The following is a 16,874-nucleotide window of genomic DNA, read 5'->3' as shown; positions in this document are numbered from 1 at the left end:
ACCTCATAGCGCCGCGCGCAGCGCTTCGCGGATCAATGTTTCGCTGCTAGCATCCGGACGGGCAATTTTGCTGACCATACGGCTGGCTTCCTGAGGTTTATAGCCCAGTGCCACCAGCGCAGCAACCGCTTCCTGCTCGGCATCATCGCTATCTGGCCCCGCCGGAGAGGTCAGCACCAGATCGGCGGCAGGAGTAAAGAGATCGCCGTGTAGGCCTTTGAAGCGGTCTTTCATCTCAACGATCAGACGCTCAGCGGTTTTCTTACCGATACCCGGTAATTTTACCAGCGCGCCGAGTTCTTCACGCTCTACGGCGTTAACGAACTGCTGCGCCGACATACCGGAGAGGATCGCCAGTGCCAGCTTTGGCCCCACGCCGTTGGTTTTAATCAGCTCTTTAAACAGAGTGCGTTCCTGCTTATTGTTAAAGCCGTACAGCAGCTGCGCGTCTTCACGCACCACGAAGTGGGTGAAGACAATTGCCTCCTGCCCGGCTTCCGGCAGCTCGTAAAAACAGGTCATCGGCATATGCACTTCATAGCCTACCCCGCCCGTTTCCAGAAGAACCAACGGGGGTTGTTTTTCGAGAATGATGCCTCTGAGTCTGCCTATCACATGACGCTCCTGCGTTAAGGGCTAAAAAGGTAATGCGCTATCATAAAAAAAGGCTGGATGTTTATCCAGCCTGATTTGTCATTATCGTAATCGCCCGCGTGCTAAATTCAGCCGCGTATCGCTCATTTGCATGGCATTCTGGCTGACGTGGCAGTGGGTAATGGCGATGGCCAGCGCATCGGCGGCGTCCGCCTGCGGATTAGCGGGCAGCTTTAACAGCGTGCGCACCATATGCTGAACCTGGCTTTTTTCGGCGCTACCAATCCCGACGACGGTCTGTTTGACCTGACGGGCGGCATATTCGAATACGGGAAGATCCTGATTGGTGGCGGCCACAATAGCAACGCCGCGCGCCTGCCCCAGCTTGAGCGCCGAATCGGCGTTTTTGGCCATAAAGACCTGCTCAATGGCGAAATAGTCCGGCTGAAACTGGGTGATGATTTCCGTCACGCCCGCATAGATCAACTTCAGGCGCGACGGTAAATCATCCACCTTGGTACGAATACATCCGCTGCCAAGGTAAGTTAGCTGACGGCCTACCTGACGAATAACGCCATAACCGGTGATGCGCGATCCCGGGTCAATGCCGAGAATAATAGACATCACACATCTCCTGTTATGTTTGGGCTCAGCCGCATTATTCTAAGGTAGCAGCAACTTCGTCAGAGATTTCGCCGTTGTGGTAGACTTCCTGCACATCATCACAGTCTTCCAGCATGTCGATAAGGCGCAGCAGCTTCGGTGCAGTCTCTGCATCCATGTCCGCTTTGGTCGACGGAATCATAGACACTTCAGCCGCATCTGCTTTCAGGCCAGCCGCTTCCAGCGCATCACGCACTTTGCCCATATCTTCCCATGCGGTATAGACATCAATCGCGCCGTCGTCGAAGGTCACAACGTCTTCTGCACCCGCTTCCAGCGCAGCTTCCATGATGGTGTCTTCGTCGCCCTGTTCAAAGGAGATGATGCCTTTTTTGCTGAACAGATAAGCAACGGAACCGTCGGTGCCGAGGTTGCCACCGGTTTTGGTAAATGCGTGACGCACGTCGGCAACGGTACGGTTACGGTTGTCAGACAGACATTCGATCATCACCGCAGTGCCACCAGGACCATAACCTTCATAGATGATGGTTTCCATGTTCGTGTCTTCGTCGCCACCCACACCACGTGCGATCGCACGGTTCAAGGTGTCGCGCGTCATGTTGTTGGACAGCGCTTTATCTACTGCCGCACGCAGACGTGGGTTGGCATCCGGATCGCCGCCGCCAAGTTTGGCCGCCGTCACCAGCTCACGAATGATCTTGGTGAAGATTTTGCCGCGCTTAGAATCCTGCGCCGCTTTACGATGTCTGGTGTTGGCCCATTTACTATGACCTGCCATAAAAATATCTCCAAAAAACTATGCCCTTTCAGGCAGCGTTAATGACAAATTCTTCAATCGCCTGCCGATTGCTCCACGATTTGGTGAGCCCCGCCGCAGCGGGCGCATCAAGCCATTGGTAGGTCAGGTGTTCGGTGAACACAATTTCCCGCTCGTGAGGAAGCGCAAGGCAGAACCAGGATTCTGTGTTGCGCTCAATGCCGGGGGCATAGCGATGACGTAAATGTTGAAAAATTTCAAACTCCACCGTGCGCTGGCAGTTCATCAAGGTCAGTTGCTCAGAAACAACGTCAATAGTGACCTCTTCCTTTACTTCGCGCAGGGCGGCCTGCGACGCGGTTTCCCCCTCTTCCAGGCTGCCGGTAACCGACTGCCAGAAATCAGGATCGTCGCGTCGCTGCAACATCAGCACCCGTTTGCTGTCCTGGGCGTAAATCACCACCAGAATAGAGACGGGCCGCTTGAATAGCATATTACTTGTTCTCCGCCGACTCTTTTGGCTCTTTCACCACAACCTGAATACCCAGTTCGGCCAGAGATGCTGGATTCGCGAAGCTTGGCGCTTCGGTCATCAGGCAAGCTGCCGCGGTGGTTTTCGGGAAGGCGATAACATCACGAATGTTGTCGGTGCCGGTCAGCAGCATGGTCAGACGGTCCAGACCAAACGCCAGGCCTGCATGCGGTGGGGTACCGTATTTCAGCGCGTCGAGCAGGAAGCCGAACTTCTCGCGTTGTTCCTGTTCGTTGATACCCAGGATACCAAACACGGTCTGCTGCATGTCGCCACGGTGAATACGTACAGAACCGCCGCCCACTTCATAGCCGTTGATGACCATATCGTAAGCGTTAGCCACCGCATCTTCCGGTGCCGCTTTCAGTTCATCAGCCGTCATGTCTTTCGGTGAGGTGAACGGGTGGTGCATTGCGGTCAGGCCGCCTTCGCCGTCTTCTTCAAACATCGGGAAGTCGATAACCCACAGCGGCGCCCACATGTTTTCGTCGGTCAGGTTCAGATCTTTACCCAGCTTCAGACGCAGTGCGCCCAGCGCATCGGCAACCACTTTCTTGTTGTCTGCACCGAAGAAGATCATGTCGCCATCTTGTGCGCCGGTGCGCTCAAGAATCGCTTCAACGATGTCAGCGGTCAGGAACTTGGCTACAGGGCTGTTAATCCCTTCCAGGCCTTTTGCACGCTCGGTCACTTTGATGTAAGCCAGGCCTTTCGCGCCGTAGATCTTCACAAAGTTACCGTATTCGTCGATAAGTTTACGGGTCAAGGAAGCACCGCCCGGAACGCGCAGCGCAGCAACGCGGCCTTTCGGATCGTTTGCCGGGCCGGAGAATACCGCGAACTCAACGGATTTCAGCAGGTCAGCGACGTCGACCAGCTCCATTGGGTTACGCAGATCCGGTTTATCAGAACCGTAACGGCGTTCGGCTTCGGCAAAGGTCATGATTGGGAATTCGCCCAGGTCCACGCCCTTCACTTCCTGCCACATCTGGCGAACCAGCGCTTCCATCACTTCGCGCACCTGAGGTGCAGTCATAAAGGAAGTCTCAACGTCGATCTGGGTAAATTCAGGTTGACGGTCAGCACGCAGATCTTCGTCACGGAAGCATTTGACTATCTGATAGTAGCGGTCGAAGCCAGACATCATCAGCAACTGTTTGAACAGCTGAGGAGACTGTGGCAGCGCGTAGAATTTACCTTTATGTACGCGGGAAGGTACGAGGTAGTCGCGCGCGCCTTCCGGCGTCGCTTTGGTCAGCATCGGGGTTTCGATATCGAGGAAACCGTGGTCATCCATAAAACGACGCACGAAGCTGGTGATTTTCGCACGGGTTTTCAGACGCTGTGCCATTTCCGGACGACGCAGATCGAGGTAGCGGTATTTCAGACGCGCTTCTTCGGTGTTGACGTGGTTGGAGTCCAGCGGCAGTGATTCTGAACGGTTGATGATGGTCAGGTCAGACGCCAGAACTTCAATCGCACCGGTTGCCATGTCCGCGTTGATGTTTTTTTCATCACGCGCACGCACGGTGCCGGTCACCTGGATGCAGAACTCGTTACGCAGTTCAGACGCTAACTTCAACGCATCCGCACGATCCGGATCGAAGAATACCTGAACGATGCCTTCACGGTCGCGCATGTCGATAAAAATGAGGCTGCCGAGATCACGACGACGGTTGACCCAACCACACAGAGTCACCTGCTGCCCAACGTGGGACTGTCGAAGCTGTCCGCAATATTCTGTACGCATGAGATATCCCTTAACTTAGCCGTCGGCGGATTGTCGCCTGCCGTGCAGGCTTAACTGTCGCAGCTTTAGCTGAATGTCACTACTTGATGAAAAAAGGGGGCTATTATACTGGAAATTCTCGCTCACGATAAGCCCAGTGCGGTTTATACGCCTGTTTGCTGAACGCTTATTGCTTACGCTCACAAAAATTAACAATAATTATCCCCTCAATACCCTGGCGACGATTGTAAGGTATGCGCCAACAGCCCGTTTACAGAGGAAAAACCATGCTGAATTTAGACGCCAACAAAACCGCCCTGGTGGTGATTGACCTGCAAGAAGGCATCCTGCCATTTGCCGGTGGCCCGCACACGGCGACCGACGTGGTGGAACGTGCCGCGCGCCTGGCGCAAAAATGTCGCACCGCCTCTGCACCGGTTATCATGGTTCGCGTGGGCTGGTCAGCCGATTTTGCTGAAGCACTCAAACAGCCGGTTGATAGCCCGGCCCCGGCAAAAGCGCTGCCGGACAACTGGTGGAACTACCCGTCAACGCTGGGCAAACAGGATAGCGATATCGAAGTCACCAAGCGCCAGTGGGGTGCGTTTTACGGCACCGATCTTGAAATGCAGCTGCGCCGCCGCGGCATCGACACCATTATTCTGTGCGGTATCTCCACCAACATCGGCGTTGAGTCCACTGCCCGCAACGCCTGGGAACTGGGCTTTAACCTGATTATTGCCGAAGACGCCTGCAGCGCCTCCTCCGCCGAGCAGCACCAAAGCAGCATGACGCATATCTTCCCGCGCATCGCTCGCGTACGCAGCACCGACGAGATCCTCGCAGCGCTATGATTTATCTCGGGCTCCCGCAATGGTCGCATCCAAAATGGGCGCGGCTGGGGATCACAGGCCTTGAAGAGTATGCCCGCCACTTTAACTGCGTGACGCGGGCATTTTAAAAAACACTAAAGAACGCCCAAGAGCATGTGTTTTCTTTAGGTTAATCAGTGTATTATAAGACGCCTCCATATGAAATTCGGTTAAGTTCATATGAGTTAAAATGTCCCAACCATGCCCCAAAACTGGCATTTATGCCCCATACATGCCCCAAAAACCTTCCTTAAAAAGCTACGTGCCCAACCGTTGACGCTGTATAAATAAACAGTATAAATTGCGTGCAAAATCATTGTTGCTTTGGAGGCGGTATGTTCGTTGAGTTGGTGTACGACAAACGGAATGTTGAAGGATTAACAGGTGCCAGAGAAATAATTCTGAATGAGTTAACAAAGCGAGTGCACCGGATCTTTCCGGATGCAGAAGTGAAGGTTAAGCCGATGCAGGCGAACGGCTTAAACAGCGATGCCAGCAAAAGCGATCGGGAGAAGCTGAACCGCATGCTGGAGGAAATGTTTGAAGAATCCGATATGTGGTTAGTTTCGGAGTAGTGCCAGCTTTTACCAAGTCCTTTTCATACCTTTCTGGATACGGGAAACCAAATTCCCGTATTGGATGAACCATTGCCGCCCTTTTTTAAAGCTGCTCTACCAGCGGATAAAAATTATGATCCTCGCGCTGCATTCGTTCATGCACCTTGCGCAACACTACATTCGCGTCGCGGCGAAATGCCTCGTCACAATTGATAAGCTTATTTGCCGTATTCCAGCGACGGGAAAACTTTTCATACTCGGCAACAATATCAGCCATCTCGCGCTGAAAATTTACGCTCATTGTTTTTAGCTTTTGATCGTTCACCTTTTCCAGATAAGGATATAAAAACTGATCTTCGGCAGAAAGGTGTACTTTAATCACAGAACTCATACTGATAACGGTTTGAGCGATTTCTTGCGCATGAGCCGTCACACCCGCCCGGCTAAGCTCCCTGAGGCGGCTAATTTTATGGATAATCTCGGCATGCTGGATCTTCATTTTATCAATATTCACTGGGGAATCCCTTAATGAGCTTTGCAATTTATAACATATATATTAAATACATCTTTAAAAATAAGCAATCTGAGTTGTTTTTATTAAATTTTATAAATTTACGTTATGTAAATACATAATAAACAAAATTTGAATGCAAATATAAAGAGATCTATTGCCAATCTTCGGAATTTTTCTATCGTACATATGTCTCAAAACTGCGCCAATGCCGCCTCAAGAGATATCGCAGCATCAGTGCTGTTGATAAAGTGCGTCACCCGCCTCATAACCTCAGCCTCTTCAGCTGCATCACCTTCGATCGCTTCGCCGTCATCCGTGATTAACGCTTTCCCCCTAAGCTTCGCAAACTGCGTCCGACCTCCGGACAGAATCAACAGCGCATCACCCTGCTGTGGGCGCGTGACCGGGACGATGATCGCATAACCCGCCGACGTCTCGAGGATGCGACTGTCGGGAGTCATGCAGACACTGGCTGGCGTAACCCGCTGCTCTATATAGTCGGTAGCTGGTGAAGGAAAGCCCATGTTTACGCCCTCTCTTGAATGCTGGATAAAAACACAGTATAAATACTGTATACCCATCCAGTAAAGGAGCAATGAGCAATGTTCGTGGAACTCGTTTATGACAAAAGGAATTTTGATGGTCTGCCCGGGGCAAAAGATATCATTCTGGGCGAATTGACCAGGAGGGTTCACCGGATCTTTCCCGATGCTGATATTCGGGTTAAACCGATGATGACACTGCCCGCGATCAACACTGACGCCAGCAAGCACGAGAAAGAACAGATAAGCCGTACTGTTCAGGAAATGTTTGAAGAGGCTGATATGTGGCTGGTTTCAGATTAAACGCCTTGAACCGTCATATTGCTTAAGTACAATCCGCCGTGACTGGCAATCATTCAATACTCGCACTATCAAATGTTCGCCAGCCCGCGGCAGCCTGTGCTTGCATACCACAGGCTGCTGCAACCCATTGATGTTACGCCTCTGGTTTTGTCGGCCACTCGATATCCGGTGCAGTATCCAGATCGAGCGCATCCAGCGCTTTCACATACAACCGCCAGGCGATTAGCTTTTGCTTGTCCTCGTTACTGATAATCTCCAGATTCAAATCCAGAACCCAGCCAGCCATTATTTTTTCAGCTTCAGCAATAAGGTCATGAAGTCTTGATTTCGCCTCCGTGACATCATCAGCGTGAGTACGGATGTATGGCGCGTCTGGTATCCATTTCTCGCTTTCAGAATCATAAGTCGCGAGGCCACCGACGAAATCGCTGTCAACCTCCACCATTACCGTATCACCACCCCATAGTTCTGGCGAGAAACCATACGAGCGGTGATCACCTTTCCAGACATAAATAATCATGCTGTCACCTTAAATACATGAACGCGATATGGGGCCGTAGTGGTGTTATTTAGCCCTGTGCCGGCTGCACCTCCATTGGTCCCACCAGAAAGTGGATCACTACCAATACGATAATTTCCGGCCTGGACAATAATACCCTCCCCACCTTTATACGATGCCGTAATACCTAACGTTCCGTAACTGGGGTTATAGATCATCCCAGGTGTCATCCATGTACTGTTAAATGAGATTTCAATGTAGCAAATCACCGGAACGTTAATCCCGAATGGATTGTCTAAGACCACTCTCTGACTTGTCGTGATATTACCCGCTGGGGCCAATAGCGCGTAACCAACTCTTGCATCTAGATCCGCTTTAGCTAATAAAGGGGTAACTGAGAAAGTGCGAGAACCGATAGCGCCGCGACAAACAACTGAAAATATTTTACGAGCGGAACTGTTATTGTAAGTAGTAAGTTCGAGCATGTTCCATGCCGAAGACACATTCTGTGAGCCGGTTGACGCAACAACAACAACAGCCACATTACCTGCTACAGATGAAAGTTCAGATGGCGCGCCGACCCATGAATCTGCCGACACGTTGTAATGCGCTGAGGTTTCGAACGCGAAAGTTTGCCAGTCAAATGCTGCCAGGGCTCCAATCTGACCGCCTATCCCTAGATCGTTAAACCCAAGCTTCTGACGCCCAGCAGCCGCTGAACTGAAAATCAGATATGAATCAACCGTCCAGGTTCTCAGATTAGGAAGTCCGTAACCTACAATGTCCCACATTTGACGCGTTGAGCCTTGTACAATCTGGCTAACTCTGAGTACGTAGCGGCGGTTAGCCCCTTCCTGATTGTGAATGGCAACGACTTCAATCATAGCGAGAGATGCGGTAGGCAAACCCGGCGGCGAATTAAGCCAGTTCGAACAGTTAACGTTATAATGCCCCACCTGATCAAACGTTGCCGTTTGCCAGTCAAAATTAGAGATTGAAGTGCTATAACCGCCAATCCCAATGGTTGATAATGCGGTATTGGCTAATGGGATAACGTCGGCAGACGTCCAAATCTGACGCACGGTAAACGCACGCTGCCCTGGCTGATTATTATTTGTTACCCTAATTTCGTAATGATAATAATTTGCCGCAGTTGTTGTAGAAATCCACACTTCAACATGCCGGTTATTTCCCTCGTATCCTGTTACGTTAATCAGCACCCCATAACTACCGGAAGGAATAGTAAGCCCCGGTGGCGTGTTTGTTATGTTCAGAGACGAAACGTTAAATTTTGCACCAGGCACAAAGTCAAATGTCTGCCAGTCCAGCGCGGTTAACGAGATGCCAGTCCCTCCAATACCTAATGCTGATAAGTTACGAGTCTGGGATACAACAGAAAGCCACGAGGGTCCTGTGTAGCTGGAGCCGTCAGCCATTTTAATAGTTACGTCACCGTTGACCTCCAACAGCTGATACCAGTTATCAATTTCCAGAACACGCTGACGAATAGCGTAGGCTGTATCCGCCGCAATCTGTGCGCTGATGCGGTTCAGAGTGTCCCGGGGCATTGCCGTCCATGCCCCGGCAGACACCGTTGGTCCGTTGTAGTTTCTTGCGAGAGTCAGTGTGGTACCAGTCTCAATTGTTTTAACCGGCAGCGTATATGTCACACCACCAACCGTCGCAACGATAAAGTCGCCAGCAACCAGTTCGTTATTAAATGCAGTTCCGTTGCCCTTTACGGCTGCGGAATTATTTGTCAGGGTTAATGTGCCTGCTGACATACTTTCCTCCTGAATTAAGTAATAAAAACCCGCCGAATGAACCACACATCAAAAGTTAGCCCCTTAACCAACTAATAGGTTGTGTAGTTTATGAAGCGGATTTATTAGCCAGTAAATCGAGTGGTCGCTGGTGAAACAATTATCGCAAATGGTTTGATAGCTAAATATAACGTATTCCCGATATTGCCACTGACACGCTCAGCCTGAACCGTAATATTGACGTTTTTAACGCCAGCAGGGACATCGACAAAACCAGCCGACTCAGTTACGACTGTTGTCGTACCTATACTGTTAAACCAACCGAATGCTGTCTGCCCGTTTATCAGTATTCGCCATCTATATACCTGGTCATCTCGCGTAGAAGCTATGCTCCCATTGAAATAAGGAATACATATTCGTACCGCATATTTTGAACCACCCTCCCACGTCACTGTTTTACTGGTAGGATTACCCGCAGATATAGACATAGACGTAAATGTCCAGATAGCAGAGATATCACCTTCTATACGCTCCGCTGCTACTGTGCCGTAAAACGTGCCATTACCGTCTTTAGAAAGGCTCCACCCTGTATGGTCATCAACACTGAAATTAATTGATTGAAGCGTGTCAGTTATTTTCGCAAAATCAATAGACGCATCCTTAATTTTAGCGCCAATAATAGTGGCGTCTTTTATTTTCACACCATCAATTGAGGCATCCTTAATAATTGCATCATTGATAAATACTTGTCCGTTAATCGATGCAAAAGGTGAAAACTGGGTATCACCTTCACCACTCATCAAAACGAGTTGATTAGCGTTGAACCCTATGCGCGTAACAACCGGCTGCCCAGCATCTGCCACCACCGCAATAGACATCCCGGCGCCGTAATACACACCGTTGATACGAACGCCAGCCTTCAGAGTGTGAATCGCCGATGCCCCATTGGCATCAACCACCGCCGTCAGCTTATCTTCCAGCGTCGCCGTCATGTTGCCGAGTTCAGCCTGCACGGTAGTCGACAGCTCGGCCATCGCCTTATCAACGGTGGCGATAGTTGTTTTAACCACCAGGATGTCTGCGCGAATTTCACCGTATTGCGCCCACTGATGCTCAACCGTCGCATTGTTCGCCAGTGCGTTCTGTAGGATCCCCTCGATGTTTTGGTCAATCTGACTGGTCAACGTATCACCGTCTTTCGAGGTCATGAAATCGCCGGTAATGTCGCCCAGATAATCATCGGCGTTATCGTTCGCCATTCCCCTGATCCAGCTCGTCCACCCGGATTCATTCCCGCTTTTATCGACCAGCTGAGCACGGAACCAGAATTCCTGCCCGGCTTTAAGACCAAGCTGGCTATATTCAGATGAAGGATATGGAACATCACTGAGCAAAAGCGGGTCCGACTGGTCCCCGTTCGGGGTGTACTGGATTTCCGTTTTCAGAGTGTCCGAGGTGTTTGCCGGGAATCCCCAGTTCAGGCGAATGCCCCAGTTAATCGGCGTGGCCGCGAAACCTACTGGCTGCGGTGGGTTGCCCACTTTCCCGGTTAGCGTGGCCTCTTCCGAATATCCCCATCCGGAGGATATTTCCGCCGCGTTGATTGCGCGAACGCGAACCAGATAGCGCCCGGAGTAGATGGATTCCACTTCAAAGCTCGTCGTTGAGCTCCTTGGCACATTCACCCAGTTGCCATCATCGCGGCGCCACTGTGCTTCATAGGCGATAGCGTTATCCACAACGGACCAGGTCGCGCGCAACGTTTCCACGCTGATACCCTGCTGCACAACGGAATAACTCGCGATGGCAATATCCGCCGGCGCTGACTGATTACCCGGCGGGATGGCGCTGACAGGACGCTGGTCAATGATGGCGCCAGTGTCGATCCGGGCGTATTTATCCGGGTCGTGAGCCGCGCCGGAGATCGTAAACGTGCCGTCGTTATTGTCAGACACGCTGACCACCCGATACTGCTGGGCGTAGAGTTCATCCGATTCGACAACCCACACGCATTCTGCCTCCGGCGTTTCACTGAATGCCGTTGTAACGGTAATCTTGTTGCCGTTTATCGCCTGAATCGTTCGGCTCTGCGCCGCACCGGATGGAAGGTTGAGGATCAGACGGTCGCCAGCAGCGGCATCAGCAACCCGGTCCAGTTCGATAACCCGGCCATTCACCGAACGAATACGCCCGCCGGTGACCTTGCCGGATAGCAGCTCATCAGCGACCGCGATAATGTAGCCAGGCTGCGGGATATTACCGTCCAGCCCAACGGAGAAGGTCACTACCCGGTCCTTGTTGTTGGTGAGGATCCCCCAGCGCCCTTTGCGGTTCGCTTCTGACTGCCTGGTGCAGCCAATAGCGGTCATTTCCAGCTGATTAAAGCCATAGCGCGCAACAAGCTGCTGCTCGAATACCGGCTCCATGGCGTCGGCGTAGGCGTTGTCAGGATCGGACCAGGAAACCAACGCGGTGGTGTAACGGGTTTTGGTGGTGCTGCTGGCGTAGGTAAACAGGCCATCAACCACGTTTGCGCGAGTGTAGGAAAAATCGATATCCCGCGGCATATCGGCCAGCGCCACAATCTGATCACCGCCCCAGTAAGTCATGCCACGGAAGATAGCCGCGAAATCACGCATCACGGTGTAAGCGTCATTCCGGTCCTGTACGTAGACATTGCAGGTATAACGCGGTTCTGTACCGTCGCCGCCCTTCCCATCCGGCACCATCTGATCGCAATACTGCGCGACTTCATAGAGTGACCATTTGTCTATATTGGCAGCCGTCAGGCGATTGCCGAGCCCAAAGCGGTCACTAAGTACCAGATCGTAAAAAACCCATGCCGGGTTATCAGTCCAGGCCCATTTAAACGCGCCGGTCCAGGTGCCGAGATAACTTCTGGTTTCAGGATCGTAGTTATCCGGCACGCGGATCACCCGCATTTTCGGCTCGCAGGAAATCTGCGGAATGGAGCCATTAAACTGGCTCGAATCAAACTCGATATAGAGCAGCGCGGTGTTCGGATAACGCAGCTTGGCGTCGATCACTTCCGTGTAGCTCTGAAGCGTCATTGTGTCGCCCACTTTGGCGCTGTTCGCATCGCCTGTGGTTTTACGCAAACGCAGAGTCCACGTGCTGCCAGACTGCGGTAAATCGATGCGGTGGCTACGCTCATAGCCCGTGGTGGTTTTACCCGATACGCGCGTGCTTAGAACCGTTTTCCACGTGCCGCCGTCAGTCTGCAGGTCGATGGCATAATTGATGGTGTATCCTACCAGATCGCCGTTGTCCTGCTGCTTGTAAATCGAGGGCCATTTAATACGCAGGCGTACAGCAGAGAGCAGCGTATTTGTGAAAGTTCGGGTCCAGGCGGTGGCGCTGGATATCTCAACCCCCATGCTGATTTCGTTTTCAGATCCCGGAATCCCCTGGATGTATTGTTGAGCCTGAGTCCCCGGGCGAAATTCCCAGACCACTCCACCAAAGTTTTTCGAGCCGTCAGCGTTCTCCAGCGGCGTCCCGTCGAGGTAGATATCTTTTCCGGTCAAACCACCAGCAAATTCACCTTCACCCAACGCCACCAGCAATTTTGCCTTTGCGACAGACTGGAGATCATCCGGTTGCTCCGTCGGCGTCCGGCTTTTAGAACCACCACCTTTCCGCCCTGTGATTTTTTTCGGCGCCATATTTCACCCATAAAAAAACCACCCGAAGGTGGTTGTTAGAAATGATGTTTGCTACTGCTTGTCTTCGACGTAGATGCCCGCCGATACAATCGCGCCACCGATCCGGCGTCGTCCGTAGCCAAGAGGAACAGGGTTACCCTGGGCTGCTGTGTTCGTCACACCACCAAAGGCGTAGGAAGCCTGATTATCGGCATCCTGTTTACTGGCAAGCCCTGCAGGTTGTGGGGATAGCATCTGCACAATACCGCCTAGCATCATCGCTGCACCAACCTTAAATCCAAATGCAGAAATTGGGTTGCCAGGAGCAAAATAGCTACCAACGGCTGATGCAATGACAATGACTGCACCCAAGATAGTCTGTAACAATCCAGAACGTTTGCTGCCTATAATGACAGGAATAATGCGAATAACTTCATCAGAAACAGGAAAACCAAGGTCGTCAACTCCGATATTCTTCTTACCCTTAAAAATAGCGTATGTAAGACCTCGACGTTTACTCGATATCATATACTTTTCGAATCCTGGTATTGTTTTTGATAACGCTACGCCTATCTCTCCGATCCTATCAATTAACCGAACATGTTCTTTTCCAAACGTCTTACCAAGAACACCGCCAAGTATAATCAAGGCCATATCCTCACCCCTCCACAAATAAAAAATCCACCATTCGGTGGGCTTTTTATTAATTTTTTTATTACGGCTTAAGATTATCAAGCATATTTTGCACTGAATTGATGTCAGTATTGTTTTTGGATGGCATCTGATTTAACTGCCCACCCGGCATTTGGCTTTCAATCCACATATCACTCCATACTTTAGGAGTATTGTTTACCGAAGCTATAGTGAATCGAATCTTTGCCATTGATGGGGTTGAATATGCATTACCCACGAGCATTTGCGCTAATACGCTATCAGCCTGCTTGCCACAGACAACTAGTGAGTCTGTAGATTCAAATACTGACAATCCTTTTTGGTTGCAATAAGAAACTAATGCATCCTTTACCTGCTCTTTAGTTTTACCTGGATATTCTGCTTCAGGTTTACCAGATGCAGTGTGTTTTTTAATAGCCTCTTGATTGGCGCAACCACTCAAAGTAAATACTGCTAACAGAGATACTGCGATACCTTTAAACATTTATATTCCCTATGTTTATCATTAATTTTAAAAGTAATAAGCAGACAAGACTCACAAAAAAAACATCACCGAATCATAAGCTTATAAGATTCTTATAACGTAGTATTTTCATTGTGCGCTCCTGCCAATACCCTCCGTAGGGTACACGTTGACTAAGGTGGCCGTAAAGGTGGTGCAGTAGCATATTGCCTTCAAGCAGGATCCCTGCATGGTTCCATTTATTGGCCTGCACCTGCATGATAACCATGTCGCCGGCGCGCGGCGGTCCATTAAACTCACGGAAACCACACTCATACCAGCAATCACGGTAAAAGTTCTCCGGATACTGGTCCTCCCACCAGGGATAATCCACGCGGTAATCGGTCAGCTCAATGCCATGCGTCTTCCTGAAATAGCTCATCACCAGCCCCCAGCAATCGAAATGCCCGAGCACGAACGGGCGCTCCAGCAGCGGTAACTCGCCGCGCGGCTGAATGGTGCGGATATCCCCTTCCGGCCAGCTGGCGATATGCCAGGGCAGCAGTGTAGCGTCACACTGTGCCTTATCCAGTTCGCTCGGCTGCGTTGTGGCGTCCGGATGACTGTGAACGATGGCGACAACCGTCCCCAGATCTTCGGCAGCGGCATAATCCTCCGGTGACAGGTGGAAATGTTCGATCGGGTCCGTTGCCAGATTACGGCAGGGGATGTAACGCTGCACCCGGCTTTTCTGCACCACCACGCCACAGCACTCCCGCGGGTATTCTGCGGCGGCATGCGTCATGATGGCGTCGATAATCTTCTGTCGCATATCAGCTCCTGAGAAGGGAAGTACCCGGAAAACCGCCAAACGGCAGCTCGTTACTTTCGCCGTGACGCAGTTTGCACGCCGTCAGCGTGCCGGGACATTCATCCTGCGAAGGGTCATCAACCGGGTTGTTGTGCTTATCGAAATAGCGGGTCCCTGCATAGTCGCAACCATCACCCGATCGATACTTGTTACGGATGCACCAGGTACAAAGTGAATGCAGCTGGCGGGTGGGGATCATTAGCCCCTGCAGATCCATCGGGCTGGAGAGTTTAAACGCCACCACTTCATGCGTTTCGCTGTCCTTTGCATCGATATAAAACACCTTCAGCTTTTCCTGCTGCGGATCCGCCGCCGGGTTTCCCTCCGGATAATTGACCGCATCCAGATACTGCGCCAGCGTGTCATGGATAGTGACTTTCGCCTGCAGCAGGTCATCGTAAGCAAGACACAGCGCGGTAATGGAACTATCAAGGTTAGCGACCGACAGCGTCGGCTGTGCGCTGGTTCCGTCGGTAGCCGTCTCTATCCCTTCTATCTCGCAGGGCCAGGCTTTATATTCCAGCCCCTGCCACCAGATAGATTTTGCAGGTAGCTTGTCCTCATCCCCGCCGGCGGCGGCGATTTCCTCCGGCGTATGCGCAATATTATGTGCATGAAAACGGAGGACATCACTGACGCCAAAACCGGTGCCATCGACATCAAAAAGCCGGACGACATTGCCCGGCTCGAGTTTCTGATAATCACTGTTTAAGCTCATGGTGCAAACGCCTGTTCAAACGTGGCCGAAACGGTTTCCACCGCTTTACTTTTGGTGACGCGCTGCAGGCTGTCTGGTTCGACACGCCACAACGTGAGCTCACCGCCGGGTGGGGTAAACGAAAACGATTTTGTTTTGTGGCGCCGCAGGAAAGCATGAATTTCCCGGACCGTTTCCGGTTGCCCGGTGAATGAGTACTCATAGCTGAGGGTTTCATCATTGAGCCCGGCGCCTGTCACCTGTTTATAACCATCGCCAAATTGCGCCGTGCGGACGCTATCCTTGCTCTTCAGCGTTGGCTGGCTGGATGCTTTGATCCGCCATCCAAAATGTTCAATCGCCATCGCTTACCTCTGTTTATTGGCATTCCAGATCATGCCGCCCGGCTGTATAGCTTTCGCAATCCCCGCGCGGACGGAGCTATCAATGACCTGCTGATAGGCTTTTCCGACTGCATCGCCGCTCCCTTTCTGCTGGCCGGAATCCCCTTGCCCCGTAGTGATTGACACCGGCGCATAGACGCTAACACCGAGCGGAGACGCAACACCGCCCCCACTCCCGCCAACCAGTCCACCAGTCGCGTAACCGCGCATCATGCGGTACAGATTGCCGACGCCGATCCGGTTTGTGGCCTCCTGAGTAAAGACAAACTCGCCGCGGTGAACCACACCCGCTGGCTCATACTTACCACCAGAGCCGGTGTATCCGCCTGTGGCATATCCGAGCCAGGAGGTTGCCGAATCGACAAGTCCAACCATGGCCTGCTTCATCAGGATTTGCGTCAACATCGAAAGCGTCGAGCGGGTAAAGTCAGCCCAGTTCCCTTTGCCGGTTGTCAGCATATCGGCCATGTTCTGGCTGATGCCGTCGAACGTAGCAGCAGCGGCAGACTTCATTGAACCATACGCGTCATTGGCAGAGTCGGCGTAGTCAGCCCAGGCTGACTTTGCCCCCGCTTGCCAGTCACCACGTAGCTCGTCCTGCGCGGCGTAGTATTCCTTGAGCGCTCCCAGCTCATTCTGATAGCCCTGATCCGCATCGGTGCCACCGGCATTCATCCAGCCCTGCCGCAGTTGTGCCTCTTCATTCTGCCGCTGCGCACCGCGGCTGCTCATGCTGCCACCAGCCACCAGCGCTTTGGTTTTCTCACCAATCTGGGTAACGTATTTCTGCGAGCTATCCTGCAGGCGGTTCAACCGCTCCTGGGCAACAATCTGATC

At 51.8% G+C, this 16,874-nt stretch carries 19 protein-coding genes and 1 pseudogene; 4 read left to right on the top strand and 16 right to left on the bottom strand.

The features are described from left to right. Nucleotides 1–3: 3 nt before the first annotated feature. From ruvA to aspS, 5 genes are all read right to left on the bottom strand, one after another. Nucleotides 4–615 (bottom strand): Holliday junction branch migration protein RuvA, encoded by a 612-nt coding sequence (gene ruvA / locus ABOC97_RS19430; RefSeq protein WP_234502747.1) that lies wholly within the window; start codon nucleotides 613–615, stop codon nucleotides 4–6. 81 nt (nucleotides 616–696) lie between these two features. Beyond that, nucleotides 697–1,218 (bottom strand): crossover junction endodeoxyribonuclease RuvC, encoded by a 522-nt coding sequence (ruvC, locus tag ABOC97_RS19425; RefSeq protein ID WP_061284686.1) that lies wholly within the window; start codon nucleotides 1,216–1,218, stop codon nucleotides 697–699. Nucleotides 1,219–1,252: 34 nt separating this feature from the next. Continuing rightward, nucleotides 1,253–1,996: a YebC/PmpR family DNA-binding transcriptional regulator gene (locus tag ABOC97_RS19420; RefSeq protein ID WP_234502746.1), complete on the bottom strand. Its 744-nt coding sequence runs from the start codon at nucleotides 1,994–1,996 to the stop codon at nucleotides 1,253–1,255. 28 nt (nucleotides 1,997–2,024) lie between these two features. Continuing rightward, nucleotides 2,025–2,468, bottom strand: coding sequence for a dihydroneopterin triphosphate diphosphatase (gene nudB / locus ABOC97_RS19415; protein ID WP_349600949.1), 444 nt, complete (start codon nucleotides 2,466–2,468; stop codon nucleotides 2,025–2,027). Nucleotide 2,469: 1 nt separating this feature from the next. Beyond that, the gene (gene aspS, locus ABOC97_RS19410; protein WP_349600946.1) at nucleotides 2,470–4,257 is read right to left on the bottom strand and encodes an aspartate--tRNA ligase; all 1,788 of its coding nucleotides are present in this window, start codon (nucleotides 4,255–4,257) and stop codon (nucleotides 2,470–2,472) included. Nucleotides 4,258–4,523: 266 nt separating this feature from the next. On the opposite strand from aspS, the gene ABOC97_RS19405 reads away from it, so the two are divergent. The 3 genes and pseudogenes from ABOC97_RS19405 (at nucleotide 4,524) to ABOC97_RS19395 (ending at nucleotide 5,683) form a co-directional block, all read left to right on the top strand. Continuing rightward, complete coding sequence (locus ABOC97_RS19405; protein WP_349600943.1) at nucleotides 4,524–5,090, top strand: hydrolase; 567 nt, start codon at nucleotides 4,524–4,526, stop codon at nucleotides 5,088–5,090. Beyond that, nucleotides 5,087–5,182 (top strand): annotated as a pseudogene (locus ABOC97_RS19400) (hypothetical protein); the annotation flags it as partial. The gene ABOC97_RS19405 and the pseudogene ABOC97_RS19400, both read left to right, overlap by 4 nt. A 261-nt stretch (nucleotides 5,183–5,443) precedes the next feature. Then, on the top strand, nucleotides 5,444–5,683 hold the full coding sequence (locus tag ABOC97_RS19395; RefSeq protein ID WP_000497460.1) for a DinI family protein: 240 nt from the start codon (nucleotides 5,444–5,446) through the stop codon (nucleotides 5,681–5,683). 85 nt (nucleotides 5,684–5,768) lie between these two features. Here the strand turns inward: ABOC97_RS19395 and ABOC97_RS19390 are convergent, their stop codons facing one another. Together ABOC97_RS19390 and ABOC97_RS19385 are read right to left on the bottom strand one after the other, a co-directional pair. Then, the gene (locus ABOC97_RS19390) at nucleotides 5,769–6,179 is read right to left on the bottom strand and encodes a hemerythrin domain-containing protein (RefSeq protein WP_048217473.1); all 411 of its coding nucleotides are present in this window, start codon (nucleotides 6,177–6,179) and stop codon (nucleotides 5,769–5,771) included. A 191-nt stretch (nucleotides 6,180–6,370) separates the two neighbouring features. After that, a complete protein-coding gene (locus ABOC97_RS19385) occupies nucleotides 6,371–6,703 on the bottom strand; it encodes a hypothetical protein (protein WP_003841689.1) in 333 nt (110 codons plus the stop codon). A gap of 78 nt (nucleotides 6,704–6,781) precedes the next feature. Here ABOC97_RS19385 and ABOC97_RS19380 point away from each other — a divergent pair, with 78 nt between their 5' ends. Then, nucleotides 6,782–7,024 (top strand): DinI family protein, encoded by a 243-nt coding sequence (locus ABOC97_RS19380; RefSeq protein WP_008323361.1) that lies wholly within the window; start codon nucleotides 6,782–6,784, stop codon nucleotides 7,022–7,024. A 133-nt stretch (nucleotides 7,025–7,157) separates the two neighbouring features. Here the strand turns inward: ABOC97_RS19380 and ABOC97_RS19375 are convergent, their stop codons facing one another. From ABOC97_RS19375 to ABOC97_RS19335, 9 genes are all read right to left on the bottom strand, one after another. Then, the gene (locus tag ABOC97_RS19375; protein ID WP_349600938.1) at nucleotides 7,158–7,544 is read right to left on the bottom strand and encodes a tail fiber assembly protein; all 387 of its coding nucleotides are present in this window, start codon (nucleotides 7,542–7,544) and stop codon (nucleotides 7,158–7,160) included. Continuing rightward, nucleotides 7,541–9,307: a hypothetical protein gene (locus ABOC97_RS19370; RefSeq protein WP_349600935.1), complete on the bottom strand. Its 1,767-nt coding sequence runs from the start codon at nucleotides 9,305–9,307 to the stop codon at nucleotides 7,541–7,543. Before ABOC97_RS19370 ends, ABOC97_RS19375 begins: the two co-directional genes overlap by 4 nt. Nucleotides 9,308–9,411: 104 nt before the next feature. Next, a complete protein-coding gene (locus ABOC97_RS19365) occupies nucleotides 9,412–12,972 on the bottom strand; it encodes a TipJ family phage tail tip protein (protein WP_349600931.1) in 3,561 nt (1,186 codons plus the stop codon). 51 nt (nucleotides 12,973–13,023) lie between these two features. Beyond that, nucleotides 13,024–13,605 (bottom strand): tail assembly protein, encoded by a 582-nt coding sequence (locus ABOC97_RS19360; RefSeq protein ID WP_112205496.1) that lies wholly within the window; start codon nucleotides 13,603–13,605, stop codon nucleotides 13,024–13,026. A 61-nt stretch (nucleotides 13,606–13,666) separates the two neighbouring features. Further along, a complete protein-coding gene (locus ABOC97_RS19355) occupies nucleotides 13,667–14,107 on the bottom strand; it encodes a hypothetical protein (RefSeq protein WP_181575544.1) in 441 nt (146 codons plus the stop codon). A gap of 73 nt (nucleotides 14,108–14,180) precedes the next feature. Further along, nucleotides 14,181–14,897, bottom strand: a complete 717-nt coding sequence (locus tag ABOC97_RS19350) for a C40 family peptidase (RefSeq protein WP_349600926.1) — start codon at nucleotides 14,895–14,897, stop codon at nucleotides 14,181–14,183. A gap of 1 nt (nucleotide 14,898) precedes the next feature. After that, on the bottom strand, nucleotides 14,899–15,654 hold the full coding sequence (locus ABOC97_RS19345) for a phage minor tail protein L (protein WP_061279021.1): 756 nt from the start codon (nucleotides 15,652–15,654) through the stop codon (nucleotides 14,899–14,901). After that, the gene (locus ABOC97_RS19340) at nucleotides 15,651–15,998 is read right to left on the bottom strand and encodes a phage tail protein (protein ID WP_061279023.1); all 348 of its coding nucleotides are present in this window, start codon (nucleotides 15,996–15,998) and stop codon (nucleotides 15,651–15,653) included. The genes ABOC97_RS19345 and ABOC97_RS19340 overlap by 4 nt, the downstream gene beginning before the upstream one ends. 3 nt (nucleotides 15,999–16,001) lie before the next feature. Then, nucleotides 16,002–16,874 (bottom strand): phage tail tape measure protein (locus ABOC97_RS19335; protein ID WP_349600921.1); only part of this gene is annotated, 873 nt, incomplete at its 5' end.

It is taken from the genome of Kluyvera huaxiensis, assembly GCF_040149365.1.
Taxonomy (GTDB): Bacteria; Pseudomonadota; Gammaproteobacteria; order Enterobacterales; family Enterobacteriaceae; genus Kluyvera; species Kluyvera intermedia_A.
Note: the sequence above shows the minus strand (reverse complement) of the source record. Positions and strands in the feature narration are given on the sequence as shown.

Excerpts from the sequence above, each read along its gene's own strand:
- nudB (WP_349600949.1), bottom strand. The coding sequence starts at position 2,468 with ATGCTATTCAAGCGGCCCGTCTCTATTCTGGTGGTGATTTACGCCCAG.
- ABOC97_RS19380 (WP_008323361.1), top strand. The coding sequence starts at position 6,782 with ATGTTCGTGGAACTCGTTTATGACAAAAGGAATTTTGATGGTCTGCCC.
- ABOC97_RS19420 (WP_234502746.1), bottom strand. The coding sequence starts at position 1,996 with ATGGCAGGTCATAGTAAATGGGCCAACACCAGACATCGTAAAGCGGCG.
- ABOC97_RS19350 (WP_349600926.1), bottom strand. The coding sequence starts at position 14,897 with ATGCGACAGAAGATTATCGACGCCATCATGACGCATGCCGCCGCAGAA.
- ABOC97_RS19345 (WP_061279021.1), bottom strand. The coding sequence starts at position 15,654 with ATGAGCTTAAACAGTGATTATCAGAAACTCGAGCCGGGCAATGTCGTC.
- ABOC97_RS19395 (WP_000497460.1), top strand. The coding sequence starts at position 5,444 with ATGTTCGTTGAGTTGGTGTACGACAAACGGAATGTTGAAGGATTAACA.
- ABOC97_RS19355 (WP_181575544.1), bottom strand. The coding sequence starts at position 14,107 with ATGTTTAAAGGTATCGCAGTATCTCTGTTAGCAGTATTTACTTTGAGT.
- ABOC97_RS19405 (WP_349600943.1), top strand. The coding sequence starts at position 4,524 with ATGCTGAATTTAGACGCCAACAAAACCGCCCTGGTGGTGATTGACCTG.
- ABOC97_RS19360 (WP_112205496.1), bottom strand. The coding sequence starts at position 13,605 with ATGGCCTTGATTATACTTGGCGGTGTTCTTGGTAAGACGTTTGGAAAA.
- ruvC (WP_061284686.1), bottom strand. The coding sequence starts at position 1,218 with ATGTCTATTATTCTCGGCATTGACCCGGGATCGCGCATCACCGGTTAT.
- ABOC97_RS19375 (WP_349600938.1), bottom strand. The coding sequence starts at position 7,544 with ATGATTATTTATGTCTGGAAAGGTGATCACCGCTCGTATGGTTTCTCG.
- ABOC97_RS19340 (WP_061279023.1), bottom strand. The coding sequence starts at position 15,998 with ATGGCGATTGAACATTTTGGATGGCGGATCAAAGCATCCAGCCAGCCA.
- ABOC97_RS19365 (WP_349600931.1), bottom strand. The coding sequence starts at position 12,972 with ATGGCGCCGAAAAAAATCACAGGGCGGAAAGGTGGTGGTTCTAAAAGC.
- ABOC97_RS19385 (WP_003841689.1), bottom strand. The coding sequence starts at position 6,703 with ATGGGCTTTCCTTCACCAGCTACCGACTATATAGAGCAGCGGGTTACG.
- ABOC97_RS19370 (WP_349600935.1), bottom strand. The coding sequence starts at position 9,307 with ATGTCAGCAGGCACATTAACCCTGACAAATAATTCCGCAGCCGTAAAG.
- aspS (WP_349600946.1), bottom strand. The coding sequence starts at position 4,257 with ATGCGTACAGAATATTGCGGACAGCTTCGACAGTCCCACGTTGGGCAG.